The sequence below is a fragment of the Paraburkholderia sp. BL23I1N1 genome (genome assembly GCF_003610295.1).
Taxonomy (GTDB): Bacteria; Pseudomonadota; Gammaproteobacteria; order Burkholderiales; family Burkholderiaceae; genus Paraburkholderia.
Map to the genome: position 1 here is coordinate 2950731 of NZ_RAPV01000001.1, position 20761 is coordinate 2971491.

15 protein-coding genes and 1 pseudogene are annotated in these 20761 nt (G+C 64.4%); 7 read left to right on the forward strand and 9 right to left on the reverse strand.

Features of this window, described 5'->3' with window-relative positions:
• Positions 1-49: 49 nt before the first annotated feature.
• The 3 genes from scpB to B0G76_RS13815 all read right to left on the reverse strand — a co-directional run bounded on the left by scpB (position 50) and on the right by B0G76_RS13815 (position 3775).
• Positions 50-1138 carry an SMC-Scp complex subunit ScpB gene (scpB, locus tag B0G76_RS13805; protein WP_120292920.1) on the reverse strand — a complete coding sequence of 363 codons (1089 nt, stop codon included), beginning with the start codon at positions 1136-1138 and terminating at the stop codon, positions 50-52.
• A gap of 361 nt (positions 1139-1499) precedes the next feature.
• A complete protein-coding gene (locus B0G76_RS13810) occupies positions 1500-2729 on the reverse strand; it encodes a pyridoxal phosphate-dependent aminotransferase (RefSeq protein WP_120292922.1) in 1230 nt (409 codons plus the stop codon).
• 143 nt (positions 2730-2872) lie between these two features.
• Positions 2873-3775, reverse strand: a complete 903-nt coding sequence (locus B0G76_RS13815; protein WP_120292924.1) for a LysR family transcriptional regulator — start codon at positions 3773-3775, stop codon at positions 2873-2875.
• Positions 3776-4183: 408 nt separating this feature from the next.
• Here B0G76_RS13815 and B0G76_RS13820 point away from each other — a divergent pair.
• Together B0G76_RS13820 and B0G76_RS13825 are read left to right on the forward strand one after the other, a co-directional pair.
• Positions 4184-4579: pseudogene (locus tag B0G76_RS13820) on the forward strand (transposase); the annotation flags it as partial.
• Positions 4580-4896: 317 nt separating this feature from the next.
• Positions 4897-5151: a hypothetical protein gene (locus tag B0G76_RS13825; protein ID WP_120292926.1), complete on the forward strand. Its 255-nt coding sequence runs from the start codon at positions 4897-4899 to the stop codon at positions 5149-5151.
• Between the two features lie 387 nt (positions 5152-5538).
• Here B0G76_RS13825 and B0G76_RS13830 read toward each other — a convergent pair whose 3' ends face one another.
• Positions 5539-5862 (reverse strand): hypothetical protein, encoded by a 324-nt coding sequence (locus B0G76_RS13830; RefSeq protein WP_120292928.1) that lies wholly within the window; start codon positions 5860-5862, stop codon positions 5539-5541.
• 266 nt (positions 5863-6128) lie between these two features.
• Between B0G76_RS13830 and B0G76_RS13835 the strand changes: the two genes are divergently transcribed.
• From B0G76_RS13835 to B0G76_RS13845, 3 genes are all read left to right on the forward strand, one after another.
• On the forward strand, positions 6129-6845 hold the full coding sequence (locus B0G76_RS13835; protein WP_259460574.1) for a YdcF family protein: 717 nt from the start codon (positions 6129-6131) through the stop codon (positions 6843-6845).
• 244 nt (positions 6846-7089) lie between these two features.
• Positions 7090-7332, forward strand: a complete 243-nt coding sequence (locus tag B0G76_RS13840; protein WP_120292932.1) for a hypothetical protein — start codon at positions 7090-7092, stop codon at positions 7330-7332.
• Positions 7333-7545: 213 nt separating this feature from the next.
• Positions 7546-7803 (forward strand): hypothetical protein, encoded by a 258-nt coding sequence (locus B0G76_RS13845; RefSeq protein ID WP_007182306.1) that lies wholly within the window; start codon positions 7546-7548, stop codon positions 7801-7803.
• A 101-nt stretch (positions 7804-7904) separates the two neighbouring features.
• Here the strand turns inward: B0G76_RS13845 and B0G76_RS13850 are convergent, their stop codons facing one another.
• Positions 7905-8195, reverse strand: coding sequence for a putative quinol monooxygenase (locus B0G76_RS13850; protein ID WP_120296368.1), 291 nt, complete (start codon positions 8193-8195; stop codon positions 7905-7907).
• Between the two features lie 574 nt (positions 8196-8769).
• Here B0G76_RS13850 and B0G76_RS13855 point away from each other — a divergent pair.
• Positions 8770-10089, forward strand: coding sequence for an EAL domain-containing protein (locus B0G76_RS13855; RefSeq protein ID WP_259460575.1), 1320 nt, complete (start codon positions 8770-8772; stop codon positions 10087-10089).
• Between the two features lie 50 nt (positions 10090-10139).
• Here B0G76_RS13855 and arfB read toward each other — a convergent pair whose 3' ends face one another.
• Positions 10140-10544 carry an alternative ribosome rescue aminoacyl-tRNA hydrolase ArfB gene (arfB, locus tag B0G76_RS13860; protein WP_120292934.1) on the reverse strand — a complete coding sequence of 135 codons (405 nt, stop codon included), beginning with the start codon at positions 10542-10544 and terminating at the stop codon, positions 10140-10142.
• Between the two features lie 151 nt (positions 10545-10695).
• Between arfB and B0G76_RS13865 the strand changes: the two genes are divergently transcribed.
• Positions 10696-11337 carry a VC0807 family protein gene (locus B0G76_RS13865; RefSeq protein ID WP_120292936.1) on the forward strand — a complete coding sequence of 214 codons (642 nt, stop codon included), beginning with the start codon at positions 10696-10698 and terminating at the stop codon, positions 11335-11337.
• Between the two features lie 21 nt (positions 11338-11358).
• On the opposite strand, the gene B0G76_RS13870 is transcribed toward B0G76_RS13865, so the two are convergent.
• From B0G76_RS13870 to recC, 3 genes are read right to left on the reverse strand one after another with little or no spacing between them, the layout of a single operon-like run.
• Entirely contained in the window at positions 11359-13572 is a 2214-nt protein-coding gene (locus B0G76_RS13870; protein WP_120292938.1) for an AAA family ATPase, read from the reverse strand.
• Positions 13569-17261: an exodeoxyribonuclease V subunit beta gene (recB, locus tag B0G76_RS13875; RefSeq protein ID WP_120292940.1), complete on the reverse strand. Its 3693-nt coding sequence runs from the start codon at positions 17259-17261 to the stop codon at positions 13569-13571. The genes B0G76_RS13870 and recB overlap by 4 nt, the downstream gene beginning before the upstream one ends.
• Complete coding sequence (gene recC / locus B0G76_RS13880; RefSeq protein ID WP_120292942.1) at positions 17258-20647, reverse strand: exodeoxyribonuclease V subunit gamma; 3390 nt, start codon at positions 20645-20647, stop codon at positions 17258-17260. The genes recB and recC overlap by 4 nt, the downstream gene beginning before the upstream one ends.
• Between the last annotated feature and the right edge of the window lie 114 nt (positions 20648-20761).

A 20761-nucleotide genomic window follows, 5' to 3' on the forward strand; every position in this document is an offset into this window, starting at 1 on the left:
GTCAGGTCGCGCACGCCCATTGCGGGCGTGGCAAAAAAGTTCGGTTACGTCAGGCGCTGCGCGACTCGGGTTCGTCGTCGGTCAGAATGCCTGCGTCCTGCGCGGCATCGCGACGATCCTCAGGATCGCCGTGCGCCGCCGTGGTCGGGTTCGGCTCGGCGGCGTGCTCCGTATCGCGGAGTACGCCCGAGTCGTGCGCGGGTATTGCCGGATCGGCCTGGGAGACCGGATCGTGATTCAGTGCGGGCTCGGCAGCGCCGGCCTGCGGTACATCATTTGCCGTTTCGGCATGTTCCTGTGCGGCCGGGACTTCAGCGGCATCCTGATGCGGCTCGGGTGCCGGCGCGACGTTCGTGGCGCCATGCGCGGCCTCGGCGAGTTCAGTTGCCTCGCTTGATTCGGCTGCCCCGCTCGCTTCAGTCGACTCCGCGTGCTGCGCCTGATCGACCGGCGCCTGGTGCTCTTCGGCGTATTCGCCGCCGATTTCCGTTCCTGCCGACTCGCCCGCGGCGGCATCCACCTGCTCTGCGGGCGCGCTCTCTTCGCCGGAAGCCAACGCCTGCACGGCTTCGACCTCGGAAAATTCGATCGCATGCTGACCGAGCAGATCCGCGTTCAGCTGCGCCGACGGATCGGCGAGCGGCGGCAACTCGTCGAGCGCCTTCAAACCGAGGTCGTCGAGAAACTGCCGCGTGGTCGCGTAGAGCGCCGGACGGCCTGGCACATCACGATGGCCGATCACCTCGATCCAGCCCCGATCCTCGAGTTGCTTGACGACCTGCGTGTTCACCGTGACGCCGCGAATCTCTTCGATATCGCCGCGCGTGACCGGTTGCCTGTACGCGATGATCGCAAGCGTCTCGAGTACCGCGCGCGAATATTTCGGCGGCTTCTCAGGATGCAAACGATCCAGGTACGAACGCATCGCGGGCTTGCTTTGAAATCGCCAGCCCGATGCCAGCCCGACCAGCTCCACACCGCGCCCAGACCAATCCTGCTTGAGGTCTTCGAGCAAATTCCGGACAGTGTCTGCCGACACGCCGTCGGCAAAGAGCTTGCGCAAATCGCCGAGCTTTAACGGCTCCTGCGCGCAGATCAAGGCAGTCTCGAGGACGATCTTCGCCTCTTGGGTATTCATGCAGCTAGGTCAGACCCTGTGGTCAAAGAACCGGATCAAACAGACGATGTGGAACTGAAGACGCGCTCGCCCGATTCTGATCGGTCATATTGATGGGAGCACGCACCGGGGGGAGGCGAAACAGGCAATCGAGCCAAACCCAGCCGGACGGAGCAGCGATATTCCTGAAAGGAATCGCGTGACTGAGCGCCATATTACGCAAAAACAATCGGTGCGTAAAGACGAAATCCCCGGCGCATTTTTCAGTTATGCCTCAACGCGCCTGCGTAAAAGGAAAAGCTGGCGGAAATGGACGGGAATCGGACCGGTTTGGCCCCTCAATCGCGCATTAAACCGGGCTACCTGCCCGTTGCGCCACTGCTCAATACGCGCCGTGTCGAACCAGGAACCGCTTCAGGCGCTCAACACCTGCGTCGAGCCTGGCCGTGTCGCAGGCATAGCACCAGCGCACAAAACCCTCGCCTTGCGGCCCAAATGCGCTGCCGGGCGCCACCCCCAAGCCCACTTCGCGCACCATGGCCTTGCATAGCTCGAGACTGCGCGACGCACCCGGCATCGAAAAAAACAGATACATCGCGCCCGGCGGCGCTTTCACGTCGACGCCCGGCACCGTGGACAGCGCATGCACCAGATGGTCGCGCGATGCCTTCAGGTCGAGCACCAGCTCCTGCGTAAAGCGCTCGCCCTGCTGAACGGCCGCGATGCCCGCCTGCTGGACGAAATCAGGCGCGCACGACGTGTTGTATTCGACCAGCTTGCCGAGATCGTCCATCAGCGAGGCCGGCGCGACGATCCAGCCGAGCCGCCAGCCGGTCATCAGCCACGCCTTGGAAAACGAGTTCACGCAGATCATGCGCTCGTCGCGCGAGGCCAGATCGAGAAACGACGGCGCCGTGCGCGAGTGGGCGCCGCGCGCAGCAGGATCGGAACCGGCGTCGGCATAATAAAGACGTTCGTAGACTTCGTCGGCGACGATCCAGATGCCGTGGCGACGGCAATGCGCCAGCACGGCGCGCTGCTCGTCGCGGCTCATCACCCAGCCGGTCGGATTGTTCGGCGAGTTGATCAGCAGCATCTTCGTGTCCGGCGTTAACGCTGCCAGCAGTTGCTCAAGATCGAGTTGCCAGCCGCGTTCGCCGTAGCCCAGCGCGACGGTGTCCACATGCGCGCCCAGAATCTTGGGAATTTCGACCAGATTCGGCCACAACGGCGTGACCGCGACGACACGGTCACCCGCGCCCACGACCAGCTGCGCGGCCAGCATCAGCGCGTTGACACCGGCGCTCGTCACCGCGATGTGATCGGGCGATGTCGTCCCGTGCAACGCGCTGACGTAGTCCGCGAGCGCCGCGCGCAGCGGCGCAATGCCGAGGTTATGCGTATAGAAGGTCGCGCCGGCGGCCAAGGCGGCGCTGGCGGCGTCGCGGATGAAGGCCGGCGTCACCCGGTCAGACTCGCCAAACCAGAACGGCAGCACGTCGGCGACACCGAAACCGGCATTCGCGACTTCACGAATCTGCGAAGGACGCAGTGCGCGCACGGCATCGCGCGCGTTGGGGATGGAGGGCACAGGCAGATCCGATTCGCTCATCAAGGCTTCCAGACGGGTGATGGCCGGTTAATCGACGGGTAACGGCTAAAGGTTGACGCTTGGGGAAGGCGACAGTTTAGCGCGGCGCCTGTTTTTGGAACGGCGAAGTGCAGTCACCGGATGAAGAAGCCGCGCCCAGTTCATCAGCCCAGATCCTCCGCCCGCCCCGGCAATTGACGAATCAGGCCCCACACTGCCTCCGCCGCCGGCGACAGCGAGCGGTCGCGCCTCCGCACCAGTTCGACCGTGCGCTCGGCGCGCGGCACGAGTGGCCGCGCCACCAGCGAGGCGCCCGCCGGCAACGGCAGCGCCAGCCAGGGCAGCACGCTTATGCCGACACCCGCCTCGACCAGCCCAAAAACGGTCGCGGAATGCCCCAACTCCTGCACCACGGTGGCGCTCACGCCGTACTCCTGCATCACGGCGTCGATGATCGGCCGGCTGCCTGACGCGTAATCGAGCATGACGAGCTGCTCGCCATCCAGGTCGGTCCATGCCACCCGCTCCTGCGCCGCCAAGGGGTGGTCATCGCGCGAAACGACGCAAAACGAGTCCGTCATGAGCGATTCGCTGAGCAGGTCGTCGGCGGAAAACGGGCCGATGATCACGCCGAAATCGACTTCGCCCGACTTCACCTTGCGCACCACATCGCTTTGCACGTCATCGCGCAGACCCAGGGTGATGTAGGGAAACTGGCGTCCGCATGACGACACCACGCGGGGCATCAGCCGGCAGGCGATCGTCGGGCTCGCGGCCACCACGACGCGCCCGCGGCGCTGTTCGCCAATTTCGCGGATCTCGCGCAAGGCGTCGTCCAGATCCGTCAGCAGACGTGACACGCTCGATACCAGGTTGCCGCCGACATCCGTGAGCTGCACCTCGCGCGTGGTGCGGTCGATCAGCTTCAGGCCGATTTCCCCCTCCAGTTCGCGGACGCAGCGACTGACCGCCGATTGCGTCAGGCCGATCTCATCGCCGGCCCGGCTGAAGCTCTGCAAACGGGCGACCTCAATGAAAACCCTTAGCTGGCGCAGCGTCACATTCATTTGCCGACCTCATCAATAACCTCATTTGATGCGCATTGTAGGGCGAAATGCCGCACCACAACTGCATTTAGCGAGGTCGCTGCAATGCAGCAATAAGGCGCAAACGCACGCTGGCCGGGCTTGATTGCACAAGATTGGTGATTGTCCCGATTTGCGAGATGGGTTTTTTGGATTCTTATACGCCCCTAGCTAGCGCCCGCGCTGGCCCGCTGTCACAGGGCTTTCAGGTAGTTGGACTCAACTTGGCACACTTCCTGCATTTACATGCATACAGGGTCGGCGCCATGACTTCTGACTGACATGAAACCGTGGCAAGCCCGACCCCCCTTGGCACTCGCCTATCGAGTGCATGGAGAGTGCGCGGCGCGGGGCAGCGCACCGGAGTTAGCTTCGCTGAGGTGAAACATGATGCTGTTCGACGATTTGAGAGACAACGAGTGGGCGCTGGTCGAGGCGTTGTTCTGTGCGGAGCCAGCACGGAGCGAACGGCGCGGTCGGCCACGCGTGGAAGCACGCGCGGTTGTCAATGCCGTGCTGTGGGTGCTGTCGACGGGCGAAGGCTGGTCCAAGCTGCCGGGCCGCTATCCGTCGCCGCCGACTTGCCGCCGTCGCTTCGACGAATGGCAAGCCGATGGTACGCTCGCCGAAATAGTTAAGCGACTCGGCACGAGCGGCCGTGAGATTTCGCTGCGTGGTCGCATTGGCGCGACCGCGGCGAAGCCGCCGGCACCGCCGAGCCGCGACCGCCTGCGTGGCGCATTCTGGACCAATCCGGAATCGTGGCGCGCGCCGGTCAAGATGGCCTGACGCGAATTGTTTTGCCTCCGGGCGCCTGCGGGCGCCCGGTGTGTATCTGGGCCGCCGTGCGCCGTATGTCGACGCCCGCCCGACCTGCAATGGGCATCGCTTCCTGGCGCGCCCAATGCGGTCGTCCCTTGCCGGTTGGCCATCTTCACCGACTTGGCCGACTTCACCGCTGAGCCGCCTCAGACATCTGACGCGGCTCGATTGTTGCCGGTGAAACATCCATTTACCATTACTTACAGCGTGCTTTCGTCACCCGGCATACCTTATGTGTATGCAAACAGGCCTTGAGTCGATCGGCTTGACGGGAGCTCAGCATGAAACCAATGTCACTGCTTCTGTGCGGCATTGTCGTTTCATCAATGGCCGCACCGGTGCTCGCACAGCAACGTCCACAGGGCTGGAACTGGCGGCCGGATCACTCAGCCACGGTTGAAGCCTGGCAGCAAAGCGATCCGCGCAGCCGCGAGTTCACGCCGCCGGCGCCGCGCGGCGACTTGCGCGGCGATATCGCGAGTAATGTACGCGCGCGGCCGGATCAGCCGCGCGAAGATCCCACGCGCCGCCGCTAGGTATGCGCCGCCGGCGCGCCAATTCGCAGCCGGGGCGCTTCAGACCGCATGGTGGTGTCTACTGGAGATGAACCGCTGCTGTTGTCCGCTGTAAGCAGCGCTCACGTAACCGCGAGACAACGCACTGCACGCGCACTGCACGGCGAATTGAACGATCGGGGAACCACCCGGCGCTGCGCCAGTCTGACTCAACGCCATTAGCACAGCGTGGCAGTAGTAATTCCGGTAAGCCCGTATCTTCGCGATACGGGCTTTTTTTGCGTGGACGGGCGGGCGGTGCATACCGTACCCGGGCGCATAACCCGAGCCATGAAGCGGAGCAATAAGATCACCGCCAGCCGCGCAACGCGGATGGAAAAGCTGCGCCACCAGCCTGCCCGCGCCGTCCTAAGGCCGGGCTTCGAGAGCGGCCGTGGGCCGCGTTTCGGCTGTAGCGACGACGTAGTCGTTCATTCGCTGTGCGGTCCAGCTCAACAGGCGCTCGTCGTGCGCCAGTCTCGCGAATTCGGCCCTGCCCCGCTCGGTGAGCACGGCGATATCGACAGGCGCATGAAAACCCGGAGCCGGAGCGACAGTGCGCTGCCGAACTGTGTCCATCAGGCCTAGCGCGCGAAGATATTGGAATACACCCGGCCGTCTGGCCCATGGGACCTGGCGATATTGCGCCCGCCGCAGCGCTTCAAGTACCGCTTCGTTGGAATACGTGGTCATCTCACTTCTTTCTTAAAGTGCAGCTATGACACATTTATGCCCAACACGTCACCGCGCCACCAGTGACGCGCATGGCACCCGCCCTTGGCTGGAAGCTGGCTGCATGGCATGCAGCCGAATTCCGCCAGGTGCTGCCTGGTCTATTTTTCGGAACCCCCGTCGGAACGGCATGTTAGCGTTCTGTCTACGGGCCGACGATGCAACCGCTGCGGCGCGATAGCAAGCCCATAGATTCATCCCGAAAGACATACGTTACCGCATTTAAATTGATTCTATTCACTTTATTAGCGCTTTTTTTTGCAGCAATCGTGCTATGGAAACGCGCCCGCCCGCCTCTCGCCATTGTCACGATCGCCCTGTTCTGGCTGCTCGCCGCCGGCTGGCTCACTGCGCCATTGCTGGATTTAGCGCAACCGCAGCGGCAGAGCGACACACCTGCCAGCTTCGCGCCGCGCACCGCGATCATCATGCTCGGCGGCGGCACCGCCTACGATGACAACATCCTCGTACCGCCACCCGACGTGCTCGCGCGCATTGCGGTGAGCGCCGAGAACTATGCCGCATGCAAGCGTACAGCAGTCACATGTCAGGTGATCGTGAGCGGCGGCAATCCGCAGAGGCGAGCCGCAACCGAAGCGGACACCTATCTGCCTTACCTGCTGCGCAAACAGGTGCCGCGTACGGACATCGTGCTGGAGAACCGCAGCCGCACGACTTACGAAAACGCGCGCAACGTCTCGGCGATCCTCGAACGATCACGTTACGATTCCCTGATACTCGTCACCTCCGCCTATCAGATGCCGCGCGCATTGCTCGACTTTCATCGGTTCGGCCTCACGCCGCAGCCGTTGATCTCGAGCGCGCGGCGCGCACGTCTCGGTATACTGCCGCGCTATGACAATCTGGTGAGCGCGGAGATTGCGCTGCACGAACTGATTGGAATTGCACAATTTCATGTCTATCGTGCAATAGGATGGTTCTGAATCTCATGCGTCATGACACGAAAATTTATTTAGAGATGCGAATATTCTTGATGTCGGCAACGCGCTTTTGTGTTTGACGCGAGATCGTTATCGAAAGCGACCGTGGGCCGAACGTAACAAGATGTAACCAATTGTCATAGCAGTTACAAAACGTCCGCTGGAGCGGATATTGCTCGCTAGAATGCATTGTCTTTCCGATTGGACAGGCAAATCTCGGGTCCATAACCACTCTGCGGAGGTAACAATGAAGAAAGTGTCCCTGGCGATCCTCGTTTCGCTCGGCGCCGTAACGGGCGCAGCCTATGCGCAGGACAACGGCGTCATGATGAGCACCGATCCGGCCAAGGCCGCCGACGTCGAGCAACGCGCGCAAGAGTTGCAAAACCGCCAGCAAGCAATGGAAAGTGCGCCGGCTATGCCGGAAAAACATCACAAGATGGCCCCGCATCATAAGAAGGCCGCGAAGCCGATGGCCGCCAGTTCGTAAGCGCAACTGAGCGCATCACTCGCGGTCTTGCCGCGAAGATGAAAAGCCGAAGCCGGTACCGCCGGTTTCGGCTTTTTTGTTGTCTAATGAACTTGCTGCAGGCCCGCTGCGCCCGGCCGACGTTATGCTAAAGTCGCGCACCAACCGGCGCCCGGCGACCGTCGCCCGGCCGGACTCCCCCTAACCTGTACGCACTTTGGTGCGGAGGACAGCATGAGCAACATTCAGCTAGATATCGAATGGACTGAAGCCGCATCTCGCAAAATCGAAAAACTGATGCCGCGCGGTGGTCAGGAAGCGTTCCTCGCGCTGCCGCCCGTCGAATGCCTGCCGATGGAAGGCGACGTGCTGTTTCTTGGCCCGGACGGCAAACAGCAACCGTTTATCGTCGCGGAACGCCAGTATCACCACGATGGCGATGCCGACTGGACCATCATCCTGATCCTCGACGTCCCGCAGGCCACGCATTAAAGATAAACGGCGAGCGCCGCACGGGCCGGATCCGGCCCGGCAACTCACTCGCCGTAGTTTGACCCTCGTTGTTCGACCTTCGTTGTTGCCCTCTCAAGCGCTCACGCGATCTTCGACACAACTCGAATTTCCGCGTGTTCGACCCAATCCGCCACGGCTTTCTTGTAAGCCACAATGTGCGCGGATCCGGCATGCGCCGTCAGCGCCTCCTGGCTTTCCCAACGCTCGACAAACACGAACCGGCGCGGCTCCTTCATGTCTCGATGGAGATCGTATTGAAGCGCACCCTGCTCTTTGCGCGTCGGCCCGACGATGCCTTCGAGCGCCTCACGCAGTTGCTCTTCATAGCCCGGCTTTGCCACCGAGATTGCGACCACTGCGATTTCCGCCATGCCTGTCCTCCGTTTTTTCACGAAAAACAGCAGCTTACCCGCGCCCCGCCAAACCTGCAGGCGGCCACGCGCGGCGGGCGAGCTCACACGGCGATGGCGGAATTATCCTGATGCAATGCCTGGCTGCGTGCGCGGAACAGGCACAGGACACGCGCAAAGCGGGCGCAAAACGTCTGAGCACCGTCCTTGCCTGGAGTTTGGCGGGCGGGCACTTACCACCCTGCTACCCTCGGCTTCATCCGCGCGATGAAATACGTTTAAAACGAACGATCTTGCGCGAAGTAAGCGCGTGCGCAGCTCACGCGAAACGCCCACGACGCCGGGGGCGACTACCGCGCTTCAGCCTGTTTGCCGGGCATTCGGCCACGTCCCGCGTCTGTGATAACCCGCACATTCATGCAAAGTGCAAACTGCTAGACTGGTTTTGACTAATCCCGCCGGAGTCCAGCATGGCTGGCATTGCTCTCCGCGTTCCCGGGCTGTGCCCGTCTTACCCTGCTGAGGCCTGGGCTGTGCATCCGTTGCGCGCTGAATCTGTTCGCGCGCCCCGTCACCCGATTGCCGCGATGTCACCATGCCCGCTCTCATGCCCGCCTTTATGCCAACCGTCAGCGAACTGACCCTGAGCGGCCTGCTTCCGCATCTGGTCCGGGACGAGTCCGGCTGGACCGCGACATGGCGCGCACTGACTTTGCACAGCGTGTTCCAGCCTGTGCTGTCGGTCACGCATCAGTGTGTGGTCGGCTATGAGGGCCTGCTGCGCGCGTTCGATCCGGTGGGCTTGCCGGTATCGCCGGAAGTACTCTTCTCGGGCACACGTTCGGCCGCCGACGCGCGCGAACTCGACCGCATCGCACGCTGCCTGCATGTGGCGAATTTCATGGAACAAGGCATCAGCACCGGGTGGTTGTTTCTGAATACGCGGCCGCAGGTGTTCGAAACCGGCTGGCCGCAGCGCACCTTCATCGACGAACTCTCGGCGCACTTCGGCCTGCCGCAGGAGCGCATCGTCATCGAAGTACTCGAACAACCCGCCGACGATGAATCCGCCGTCGCCAGCATGCTCGCGGCGTCGCAGCCACGCGACTTCCTGATTGCGATCGACGACTTCGGCACCGGTTTTTCGAACTTCGACCGTGTGTGGCGCTTTCGCCCCGATATCGTGAAACTCGACCGCTCGCTGGTCGCCCGTGCGGGCAAGCGTGAAGGCGACGATTCGATGATCAGCCATCTGATCGCGATGCTCCATCAATCCGGCACGCTGGTGCTGGCCGAAGGCGTCGAAACCGACGAAGAATTGATGATCCTGATGCAGGCCGACGTCGATTTCGTGCAGGGTTTCTGGCTCGGCCAGCCGCAGAGTTCGGTGCAGGCGGCGTGCGCCAGGGTGCCGGCGCTGATCGAGTCGATGTGGAGCAAGTTCGCCGCGTACGAACTCGCCCACGCCGGCCACCAGCGGCTCGGTTTCGAAGGGTTCGCCGAAGCCGTGCTCGACGCCGCCGATGCTTTCAAAGCCACCGGCGATCTGCAGCAGGCGGCACAAAAGGTGTGGCATCTGCGCGAGGCGCGCCGGGTGTTCATCACCGACGGTCAAGGTGAACAGACGCAACCATCGATCGCGGCCGCCTCGGTGCCGCCGCCGCCGTCGCGGCTCGCGCCGCTCTACATGGATACGCGCTGCAACTGGTCGCGGCGGGCGTATTTCAAGCATGCGCTCGCCGCGCCGGGGCGCGTCGCCATGATGGGGCCGCACTATTCGCTCGCGGACGGCCAGGACTGCTATACCGCGGCAATTGCATTCGACCGTGACGGCACGCATGTGCTTTGCGTCGACTTTGTGCCGGCGACGTCGCCGGCCGATACGCGTTCCGGCGGACGCGGGGGCAAACGCTGAGCCCGACCGGCTCCGCCTTTGATCTCCCTCCAATCCCCATTCAATCCCCTTTAATCTTCTACCCGCCCGCGGCCGGATTTGATCTCGCTGCGCTTGGCCTTGCTGTCGAGGCGACGCCGATTCGAGGCGCGCGTCGGCCGGGTCGCGACGCGCGGCTTGCGCGTCACGCTGACGCTTTCGATCAGTTCATCGAGCCGCGCCAGCGCCGCCGCGCGGTTCATCTCCTGAGTGCGATGTTCCTGCGCCTTGATGATCACCACCCCGTCGCGCGTGAGCCGATGATCGGACAGCGCGAGCAGGCGCATCTTCAGCACTTCCGGTAACGACGACGCCTGCACGTCGAAACGCAGATGGATGGCGCTCGAAACCTTGTTGACGTTCTGACCGCCCGCTCCTTGCGCGCGCACTGCGGTCAATTCGATTTCGTTCGGCGGGATCGGATAGCGGGATGTCATGACGGGATTGAGCTTGGAGACGCAAGTGTACACAGGGCGCAGTCGACCACCGACTACGGACTATCGGGCGCGGCCACCGATGCAAAAAACTATTTGCATCGGCCCAGCCGGTTCACGGATACTGCCGTTTTCGCTTACAGCGTAAATTAACATGAAGCTCCGTCCGGGTTTTGTGCTGGAACTGGCCGTCAACTTTCTGCTGCCGTGGCTTGCTTACCGCCTCGCGCTGCCGCACATGAGCGAGACCGGCGCACTGATCGCCTCCGCCGTGCCGCCAATCGTCTGGAGCCTGATCGAACTGGTGCGCTTTCGACGCGTCGACGCGCTCAGCGTGATCGTTGTGGCAGGCATCGTGTTGTCGGTCGCGGCAATGGCGCTGGGCGGCAGTCCCCGCATGTTGTTGCTACGGGAGTCGCTCGTGTCCGGCGCGGTGGGCGTGGCGTTTCTGGTGTCGTTGCCGATGCGCCGACCGCTGATCTTCTATCTCGCGCGCGCCACCGTCGCCCGTGAGATGGAAGGCGGCGCCGCGCGCTTCGAATCCTTGTGGCGCGAGCGGCCAGCGCTTGTCAGTGCGATGCGGTTCATGACGCTGGTATGGGGCGTCGGCCTGACCGGCGAAACGGCGCTGCGCGCATGGATGGCGCTCACCTGGCCGATCGAGCGCTTTCTGGTGGTCTCGCCGTTCATCGGCTATGCCATTTACGGCGGCTTGGCACTATGGACGGCGTGGTACCGCAAGACCATGCGAAGTCGCGCCGAGGCGCACGTGCAGCCGGACGGGATCGCGAACTGAGCATGGCCCGGGCGCAGCATGCTACCCGGCAATGCGCCACGCCTCCGCAATTCGCGCGGCCAAGCCCGAGTCACGCTGAGTCGGCGTCTCAATGGCCTGCGCCAGCACGGCGCGCGCGCCGATCACCTCCACCCGCTCGCGCGCGCGGGTAATTGCCGTGTACACGAGTTCGCGCGACAACACGCGGCTGAACACCGACGGCAGCATCAACACCGCATGCTGGAATTCCGAGCCCTGCGACTTATGAACGGTGAGCGCGAATGCCGTATCGTGCGGCGGCAGCGCCGCAGGCGATACGGCTCGCAGACCGCCGTCACCGGTACGGAAATACACACGCAACGCGCCGCCCGCGCCCGGCAGCGCAATACCGATGTCGCCGTTGAACAGACCGAGCGCGTAATCGTTGCGCGTGACCATCACGGGGCGTCCGGCGAACCACTGTGCGCCCACCGCCAGTGTCACGCCTGCAGCGCGCCTCACCTGCGCCGCCATTGCAGCATTCACCTGATCGACGCCACGTGGCCCCGAACGCGTTGCGCACAGAATTCGAAAACGGTTCAGCGCGTCGAAGAGCGGCAAGGGGTCCGGTGTATCGGCGGCTAGCGCTTCGGCAAGCGCCTCCGCGTACGCCGCAAAACCTGCGGCGAGCCGCGTGACGGTGCGCTCGGCAAGCGTCGCGTGCGTGTCTTCGTACAGCGCCGCGGCGCAAGGTTCGGCAGGGTCGACGCGCAGGACGTCGAGCGCCACACCGGCCGCGCCGTTGCGAATTGCCAGCGACAAACGGCCGATCGGCGATTCGAGGCCGAATCGATAGTTACGCTCAAGCCAGACCACGCAGTCGGCGAGCGGGTTTTGAGCCGGTGAAGGCGAGCTTGATGCAGATGCTGGTGCCGCTGCCAGTGCCGATCGCGAAGACGAAGCCAATGGCGATGGCAACGGCGGCAATGCCGCTCCTTCACTCGCCGCCGGAATCGCAAAAAGATCGTCGCCAGGTATTCCACCGAAGGCGCCGTGCGCATCAGCATCGTCGAACAAGTCGTCAGGCGGTGTATCGAAATCGTCCGGCGCACCCGCATGCGCGAAAAAATCGTCATGCGCTTCGTCGAAGCCGCTCGATGCGTTTGGCAGCGCTTGCGACAACCGCGCCGCTTGAATGCCAAGCGCCTCAGCGATCCGCTGCAGTCCGTCTTGCGTAAAAGCAGGCCGCGCACTGAGCTCGGCGAACACTGCACCCGCCTCGACCGCGGCCAGTTGGTCCTTGTCACCCAGCATCACGAGACGCGTCTGCGGTGCAATGGCATCGAGCAGATGCGCCGCCATCGCGACGTCGATCATCGACGCCTCGTCGATCACGACGACGTCGTAAGGCAGTGGATTATCGCGATGATGCCGGAACCGCCCGCCCGGCCCGGAACCGAGCAGCCGATGCAAGGTGTACGACGTCTGCGGCAAGCGCGCGGCGAGTTCGGGCGGCAATTCGCCGGCACGTGCAAGCAAGGCTTCCTGCATTCGTTGCGCGGCCTTGCCGGTGGGCGCCGCCAATGCGATTCGCAGATCGGCGCGGGCATCCAGCAAACAGGCAAGCACGCCGACCACCGTAGTCGTCTTGCCCGTGCCCGGGCCACCACTGACGATAGTCAACCGACCGGACAGCGCCATGACTGCGGCGACTCGTTGCCAGTCGACCTCGTCATCCTGCGGAGGGCCGAAGTAGCGCAGCAGACGTTCATGGAGCGTTTGGGCCGCGGCGTCGGCACCCGCCGCATCCTGCGCACGCTCGCGAGCCCCTACATCCTCCACCTGCCCGCCGCCCGCATGCATCACCAGCGAGCGCGCGAGACGCCGCTCGTAGTCGTAGTAGCGCGCCAGATACAGTCGCCCTTGCCTGTCGATCACCAGCGGCCGCAGCGCCGCCGCGCTTTGCGAACCGTCGCTGGCCATGCCGCTTGCAAACAACGCCGCGCGCACCTCCGCGCTCGACGCATCGAAGCGTCGCGCCAGCACGGCAAGCGGCAGGCACACGTGCCCTTCGGCGGTGGCGCGGCTCGCGGCGAAGGCGGCCCGCGCCGCCCACTTCACCGCCTCGCCCGAGGCCCCGCCCCGCCGCGCCAACGTGCCAATGCGCCGCGCGAACCCCTCAGCAAGCGCGGTGCTGAAATCGGCCGGCGCGGGTAAATTCACGCCGATGTCGTCGAGCTCCGGCGGCGCGGAGGAATTCTGCTCGCACGCGCTCATGCGACACCTCCAATCATTGCCGCGTCGATGAGCGCCACCAGTTCGAACGCGGGGCGTCGCATATGCACGCCCGCCGCCCCGTCGGCATCGCGCCACTGCGGGCGAACGCCCCGCACGAACAGATAGAGATAGCCGCCGATGTGCGTGTCGTAGGCATAATCGCGCACCCGCGTTTTCAGATAGCGATGCAGCGCCACCGTATAAAGCAGTGCCTGCAGGTGATAGGCGTGGCTCGCCATGGCCGCTTCGAGCGGCGCCGCGGCGTAGTCGGCGGCAGTGTCGCCCAGATGGTTCGACTTCCAGTCGACGATCCAGAAGCGGCCGTCGTGCTCGACGATCATGTCGATAAATCCTTTGACGAAACCACGCAACACGCCAGGTTCCAGCGCAACGTCGGGGTAGCCGTGTTCGATCAGCAGCGCGCGCAACGCCGGAAAATCAAGCGAAGGCGCGGCAAACAAAAACTCCAGTTCATTCAGGCGCCGCTGCGGATTTAGTCTCGCGAGCGCCATGCCGGGCACGAGCTCGGTGCTCACGACGTCAGCGATCAACTTATGCATCATGGCGGGCAAGCGCGCCGCGAGTTCAGGCACAGCCGGCGCCGGGCGTTCGCGCAAGGCGCCCCGGATTGCGTCCGGCCACGTCTGCGCATCAGTGAAATCCGCGAGTTCGAACATGCGGTGCAAACACTCGCCCGCCGCCGCGCCGCGTGGAAACGCGAGAATGTCGTCCTCGGCGTAGGACGGCGCTTGCGGTACCGGCACCAGCGCCGGCGCGAGCGCATCGGCAATTTCATCGTGATCGGGACGCACTTCTTCCGTCGGCGTACGCGCCTCCTCGGCTTTGCTGCCGACTGCAATCAAACCGCTGAAGCTCGCCATGCGCCACTGATCGCGCAACGGCCGCCGGTTGGCGCGCGCCTGCATCCGCGCGCCGCTGTCCTGGAGGCTTTCAAGCGGCACACGGCGCTCCACTTTCGGCAACGCCTGCAACGTGATCGGGCCGCCCGCCAACGCGCGCCATCGCTCGGACAAGGCGGCTTCGTCGGGTGGATCGGTAAGCCAATCGTCGAAGCTATGAGCGCCGCCACCCACCAGCCAGTTCAGCACGCTACGGCGCGACTCCTTGGTGGAGCGCGACGAAAGATACGTACCGGCAACCAGATAGCAGCGGTATACCGCGCGTGTCAGCGCCACGTAGACGAGCCGTGCCCGCTCCGCCGCCTGTTCGCGCGCCGCGTAACGTGACGCACGTTCAGCTTCGTCGTCATCGCAACCGTAGTGCAGCACCGCGCCGCCCGTTTCGTCGTGATACTCGCGTGCGTCGGGCAAGCCGGAGGATGGCGGCTCGCGCAGCGCACCGTCGTTCAGAAACGGACAGAACACGACCGCATATTCGAGCCCCTTCGATTTGTGGACGGTAACGATCTGAACGAGGTTGCGATCCGACTCGAGCCGCAACTGCGCGTCTTCGCCACCACCTTGCGTGCGTTGCGCGGCGAGCCAGCGCAAAGTCGGCGCAATGCCGGGTTGCGTGGCGGCACGCGCCTGCACGAGTTCGGCCAGATGATTCACGTTCGTCAGACGGCGCTCGCCGTCCGGTCCGGCCACCAGCCGTTGCGCAACGCGCAGCTCGCGCATCAGCGTGCGCCACATCAAGGCGAAGCCGCGCTCGTGCCATAGCGTGCGATAGCGTGAGAAACGTTCGACCCAGCCCATCGCGTCCGCGGCATGCGCGGGATCGTCGGCCGGCACCGGCGCGTCGGCGACCTGTTCGAGACGCCACAGCGCGGCGGCGTCGAGACCGAGCCAATCGGTCGCGAGCGCGGTGCGCAACCGGCGCAAATCGCCCGGCGTATCGACCGCGGCCAGCACGCGTTCGATCTGCTCGGCGTCGAGTGTCGCGAACACCGAGGCCTGCGCCAGTTCCACGCTGCCGACGCCCCACGACGCCAGCACGCGCTTGATCAGGCTGCCCTGCTTATGCGTTTGCACCAGCACCGCGATATTGCCCGGCGCGAGCGGCGCGTCGCCGATCGTCACCGACCCTGCGCGCGCACCGCGCAGGAGCCGCACGATCTCGGCCGCACAGGCTTCGCTCGCCGCGCGCTGCGCGTCGCGTTTGGTCAGCGCGGCGTCGCCTTGCGGCAGGGTCCAGATGCGGAAGTCGCCCGCGCTTGCATCGGGTTCGACGAACGGCGGACGACGCCGCTCGCCCGCCCTCACTGGCTGATAGTCGAGACCATCGAGCACGAACGCCTGCGGGTTCGCTTCGAACAACCGGTTGCAGGCCTCGACGATCGGCGCGGTAGAACGCTGATTGACCGCGAGCGTGTAGCACGCCGAAGCCGCCGCGCGCGCCGCCAGATAGGTATGCAGATCCGCCGCGCGGAAACTGTAGATCGCCTGCTTCGGATCGCCGACCAGAAACAGCGGGCCGTCCGGCGCGAAGATGCGGCTGAAGATCGCAAACTGCAACGGATCGGTATCCTGAAACTCGTCGATCAACGCGGCCGGATACCGCGTGCGCAAAGCATCGGCAAGCCAGGGGTTGGCCGCGAGCGCGCGATACAGGTTGGACAGCAGATCGTCGAAGGACACCACCCGGCGCGTGCGTTTGCGCGCCACCAGTTCGGCGGGCGCGTAGTCGAGCCAGGTTTCTATGAGCGCGAGCCAGCGCGCGCGTTGTGCGGCTTCGGCCGCGACCACGGCTGCGGCCAGCGCTTCGGCGTGCTCGAAGAACGGATGCTCGGGCGGCTCGAGCTTGACCTTGGTGGCTTTTTTCAGCGCGGAGGCCGTCAGCTTCAAGGCCGCCTTTGGCGGTGGCGCATGACAATCGCCCTGGGCGAAGTACTCGGTCCACGCGGCAATCGCTGCGCTCACAAGATCAGGCTTGTGCGAGGTCCTGCTCAGACGGTCTTGCGCTTCTGCAAGCAATCTCACGATCGTATCGCGCTCTGCCTGCCAGACTTCGCCAGCAGCATCGAAGCCCGCCTGCGGATCGGCGCCACTTCCTCCTGCATCGACCTTGCCCCAGCGTAGCTGAGCCAACGGCTTCTTCAACCGTCGCGCGAGTTGCTCGTCGAGCGACGCGGGACCGGCGCGTTTGGCCACCAGCCATGCAGCGAAAGCAGGATGGGCATAAGCCACCGGTTCCACTTGCTCACGCCAGAAATCGGCTGCCATTTCGAAACGCAAGGCGGCGTCGTCGGCTTCCATTTCGAAGGCGAACGGCATAGCCGCAGCGAACGGCGCCTCCTGCAGCGCACGCTGACAGAACGCGTGAATGGTGTGGATCGCGGCCTGGTCGAACGTGCGCAGCGCGCGGCGTACGACTTTCAACGCGGTCTCGCGATCGATGCCGCGCTCCGGCGCAAGGGTAGTTTCAAAGAGACGCCGGATGAACGGATCGCCGCCGTCGTCGTCCGTATCGATCGCCCGATCCAGTTCCGCGAGCCGGCCGCGAATCCGCTCGTGCAACTCCGCAGTCGCCGCCTTCGTAAACGTCACGACCAGAATCTGGTCGGCGTTCAGGTTCTTTTCGAGCAGCAGCCGCACGTACAACGCGCAGATGTTCCAGGTCTTGCCGGTTCCCGCCGACGCCTCGATCTGATTGACGCCCTCGAGCGAACAGGCGAAGACGTCGAGCTCTTCTGCGACCAGCGCGTGGTTGTGAACAGCGCCGCTCATGATGCGCTCCGCAGATGTTGGACGAGCGGTTTGAAGACAATCGAGGCAAGACTGCCGAACGGTTCGTCGAGCGAAAGCGGCGTGCCACGCAGCGCGATGCGCAAGGCGGGGTCGTCGGATTCGCCGCGCACACGGTCGTTGATCCACACGCCTTGCGCCGCGGAATCGCTCTCGCTGACCTTCACCCACGCGCTCTTCGGAAAAAAGCGCAGCGGCAGCATGCGCCCTGCCCTGAACAATGCGGCAAGCGGCGCCAGTTCGTCGAGCGGCGCGGCGACCGGCGTAAGTTCAAAGCTCTCGCCGCTACCATGCCAGACCGTGCGGCGCGGGCCGTTCGGCTGTGCCGCGCAATAGACCAGATGGGCAAGCCACGCCGACAGATAGTCGCGCGCAGCCGGTTTGGCGTAGCGGAAAATCACTTGTCCTGTTTCGGTCAGCAAATTCAAGGTGCCGTGCAGCTGCAGCGGTGCTTCGGCCGCTTTGCGGAGCGCTGCGTCATGAGGGCCGAACAGCGTATCGGCGATGTCGGCGCGATCGGGCCAGCGCGGCACGATATCGAGCACGAACGGCAAACGCTCGACGCCTGAAGCGACTTCGCGGCGCACGCTGTCGGCGAGTTGGCGCAGCGCGCCGAGTTCACGCGAGCGCCATACCGCGCCGGTTGCGCCACCCGGCAGTTCGGGACTGGCCGCGGCAACGCGGCGCACACGCTCGAACATGCTGTCGTCGTCTTCGGTATCGCTATTCAACAGCACCGGCAGGAGTCGCTCCGCCAGCGTATCGCGACCGGCCCAATCGAGTTCGAACGGCTCGGTGTCGAGCAATTCGCCCTGCGCATCCGACAACACGATACCCAGGCGGTCGCGCAACAACGCACGCGACGGATGACGCCAGAAGCGCACGAATTCGTCGAATGCGACAGGGGCTGCATCTTCGGCGGGCAATGGCTGATCGAAGAACGGCGCGGCAGCCGGATGCTGCGGCGCGGCCAGCAAACTAGCCAGTTCCGCGCGATCCATGTCGTAAGTGAAGAGGCCTCGCTGCGAGGAAAAATAGTCCGACGCGAACGCCTGCAGCGGATGATCGATGATAAACGCGTGCCGTGCGGCTTCGATTTCCGCAGGACTCGCCCCTTCCCCCGCCGACACTTGCGCGAGGTGATCGAGCAATTCGTCGACCAGCGCGGCCGGCGGCAACGGTGCATTGTCGCGAATGCTGCGGCCCGTATAGGCGATGAACAGCCGGTCGCGCGCAGCCAGCAGCAAATCGAGGAACAGATTGCGTTCGTCGTCGCGGCGTTGCCGGTCGCCTGCCTTACCGAACGCGGCCATCAGGTCGAATTCGTCGGCGCGGGCGAGACTCGGCAATATGCCGTCGTCCATGCCGAGCAGGCAAACGATGCGATACGGCAACCCGCGCAAGCTGGTCAGCGACGAAAACGTCACGCTGCCCCAAGGCACGCCGCCGCGCGCCGGGTCGTCGAGCGCCTCGGTGAGCGCGCCGCGCACCACGGCGGCCGGCAGCACCACGTCTTGCGCGCCCGCTTGCATCGCGTCACCCATCTTGTCGATGGCGTCGCGCACGGCTGCGAGCGAATCGGCAAACTCCACGCCGCCGTCGAAACACTGCGCGAGCGTTTCGAGCAGCAGTTGCGTCCATTCGGCAGGGGTCTGCTCAACCTCGCAGCGCTGCGCGAAGGTTTCGATATCGTCGACGAAACGTGACAGGCGGCCGAGAAGTTCAGCGTCCGATCCATCGGCGCCTTCAACGGGCAGCCAGGCATCGACCGGCTCGCCGCCATCCGGCATCGCGTAGCCGAGGTACAGCCGGGTCAGCGCATCGGCGAACGTATGACGCGCGACAGGCACGTGCTCGCCGGTCGGCTCGCTCGGCACAAGGCCACGGCGCGCACCGGCTGCGGCGAGCCATTCCTGCGCGGCTTCAAGCGCGCTGGCATCGATTCCGTAACGCACGGCGATCGCATCGACCCGCAGCCATTCGATCAGATCCGGCGCACCCACGCTGCGCTCAGGCAACGCCAGCCAGTCCAGCAACAAACGCGCGACCGGATTGGCCTGCGAGGGCGGCAAGCCCGTGATCCGATACGGAATGCGGCGCGTGTCGCCTGGGGGCGCGGTGCCGAACACCGCATCGATCAATGGCCCGGCGGCCGCGAGATCGGACACGGCAACCAGCACGTCGGAGGGCTGCAGATCGTCGAACTCGTCGAACCAGCCGAGCAGGTGGTCATGCAGCACTTCGAGCTGCCGCGACAGGCTGTGACACACATGGACTTCAATGCCGTTCTCGATCGGCAATTCGTCAGTGTCCGCGTCTGTTCCGATTTCCGCCCGCAGATCGAGGATGCCGTTCTGCACGGCGGCGAGCCAGCTCGGTTCCGGATTCTCGGTGAAGTCACCAGTCTCGCCGGACGCCGCGCTCTCGGTCAGTTCATGCAGCATATGCAGTTGCGCCTGAGTCTGGCGGCCCCACTCGGCCAGCAGCGGATGACCCACCTCCTGATAATCGAGCTGGCCCGCGGCATCGAGCGCTTCGACGCGACCCGCGCTGACAACGTCGAACCAGAACTCGCGGCACGGGTTCATCACATACAGGCGCACATCGACCCAGCGCGACAGCGCGCGCAGCAACGCAACGTGCAGCGGCGGCATGGTCGGCAGTGCGAATACGCTGACGGCCTCGGGCCACTGCGCGTTCGAGATGGCTTCCAGATCGAGCGTGCCGATTTCTTCGAGAAAGCGATAAGCGGGCGGCAAGGCAGCCGCGGGCGTTTGCGCGTTGCCCGCCACTTCGGCAAGCACGGCGCGCCACAATGCCGCTTGCCAACGCTCGTCCTCACGCGCCGCCACGCTCGCGCCGACGAGACGTGGACCGTTGTCGTCCGCGGCGCCGCTCGCGAAGATCGAACCGCCCTTTTGCCATTGCAACAGCCATTCCGGGCGATAAGTCAGATAGTGGTCGAGCACGGTGGCCACGCGGCGCGCCAGTTCGTAGCGCATCGACGCGTCCGCCGCATCGAGATAAGTACGCAGACGCGGCGAGGCGTTCCAGGGCGATGCTTCGTCCGCCTCGCCCAGCAGCCGGTAGCAACGCCACACGAGCCGGTCCGGTGCGAATGGCGAATGCTTCGGCACCTCGATCACGCCGCCGATTTGCGCCCATAGCCACTGCGCGAGATAACCAAAGTTGACATTCGCGCAGATACCCTGGCGCGCCGCGATGTCGAGTTCGAGCCGCCGCCGCACCGCCGCGCTCGGGACGATCACGGGCTGCGCCGTCCAGGGATCGGACGGCGCTTGTGCCAGGTCGTCGAGCAGCGCGCCGACAAGGGTTTCGTAGCGGTTCGAGTAGAAAAGCTGGAGCATGGATTCCGAAGAAACATGCGACGCGAGCGGAACGCCCGGGCCGCGACAGACATTGAAGCGACAGCATAACAAACGCGCTCCCACGGCAGAACCTGGCCGAATGGACGAGGTCAG

Bases quoted from the DNA above. Each gene is read 5' to 3' on its own strand.
- scpB (WP_120292920.1), bottom strand. From the start codon at position 1,138: ATGAATACCCAAGAGGCGAAGATCGTCCTCGAGACTGCCTTGATCTGC.
- B0G76_RS13810 (WP_120292922.1), bottom strand. From the start codon at position 2,729: ATGAGCGAATCGGATCTGCCTGTGCCCTCCATCCCCAACGCGCGCGAT.
- B0G76_RS13815 (WP_120292924.1), bottom strand. From the start codon at position 3,775: ATGAATGTGACGCTGCGCCAGCTAAGGGTTTTCATTGAGGTCGCCCGT.
- B0G76_RS13825 (WP_120292926.1), top strand. From the start codon at position 4,897: ATGAAACCAATGTCACTGCTTCTGTGCGGCATTGTCGTTTCATCAATG.
- B0G76_RS13830 (WP_120292928.1), bottom strand. From the start codon at position 5,862: ATGACCACGTATTCCAACGAAGCGGTACTTGAAGCGCTGCGGCGGGCG.
- B0G76_RS13840 (WP_120292932.1), top strand. From the start codon at position 7,090: ATGAAGAAAGTGTCCCTGGCGATCCTCGTTTCGCTCGGCGCCGTAACG.
- B0G76_RS13845 (WP_007182306.1), top strand. From the start codon at position 7,546: ATGAGCAACATTCAGCTAGATATCGAATGGACTGAAGCCGCATCTCGC.
- B0G76_RS13850 (WP_120296368.1), bottom strand. From the start codon at position 8,195: ATGGCGGAAATCGCAGTGGTCGCAATCTCGGTGGCAAAGCCGGGCTAT.
- B0G76_RS13855 (WP_259460575.1), top strand. From the start codon at position 8,770: ATGCCCGCTCTCATGCCCGCCTTTATGCCAACCGTCAGCGAACTGACC.
- arfB (WP_120292934.1), bottom strand. From the start codon at position 10,544: ATGACATCCCGCTATCCGATCCCGCCGAACGAAATCGAATTGACCGCA.
- B0G76_RS13865 (WP_120292936.1), top strand. From the start codon at position 10,696: ATGAAGCTCCGTCCGGGTTTTGTGCTGGAACTGGCCGTCAACTTTCTG.
- B0G76_RS13870 (WP_120292938.1), bottom strand. From the start codon at position 13,572: ATGAGCGCGTGCGAGCAGAATTCCTCCGCGCCGCCGGAGCTCGACGAC.
- recB (WP_120292940.1), bottom strand. From the start codon at position 17,261: ATGAGCGGCGCTGTTCACAACCACGCGCTGGTCGCAGAAGAGCTCGAC.
- recC (WP_120292942.1), bottom strand. From the start codon at position 20,647: ATGCTCCAGCTTTTCTACTCGAACCGCTACGAAACCCTTGTCGGCGCG.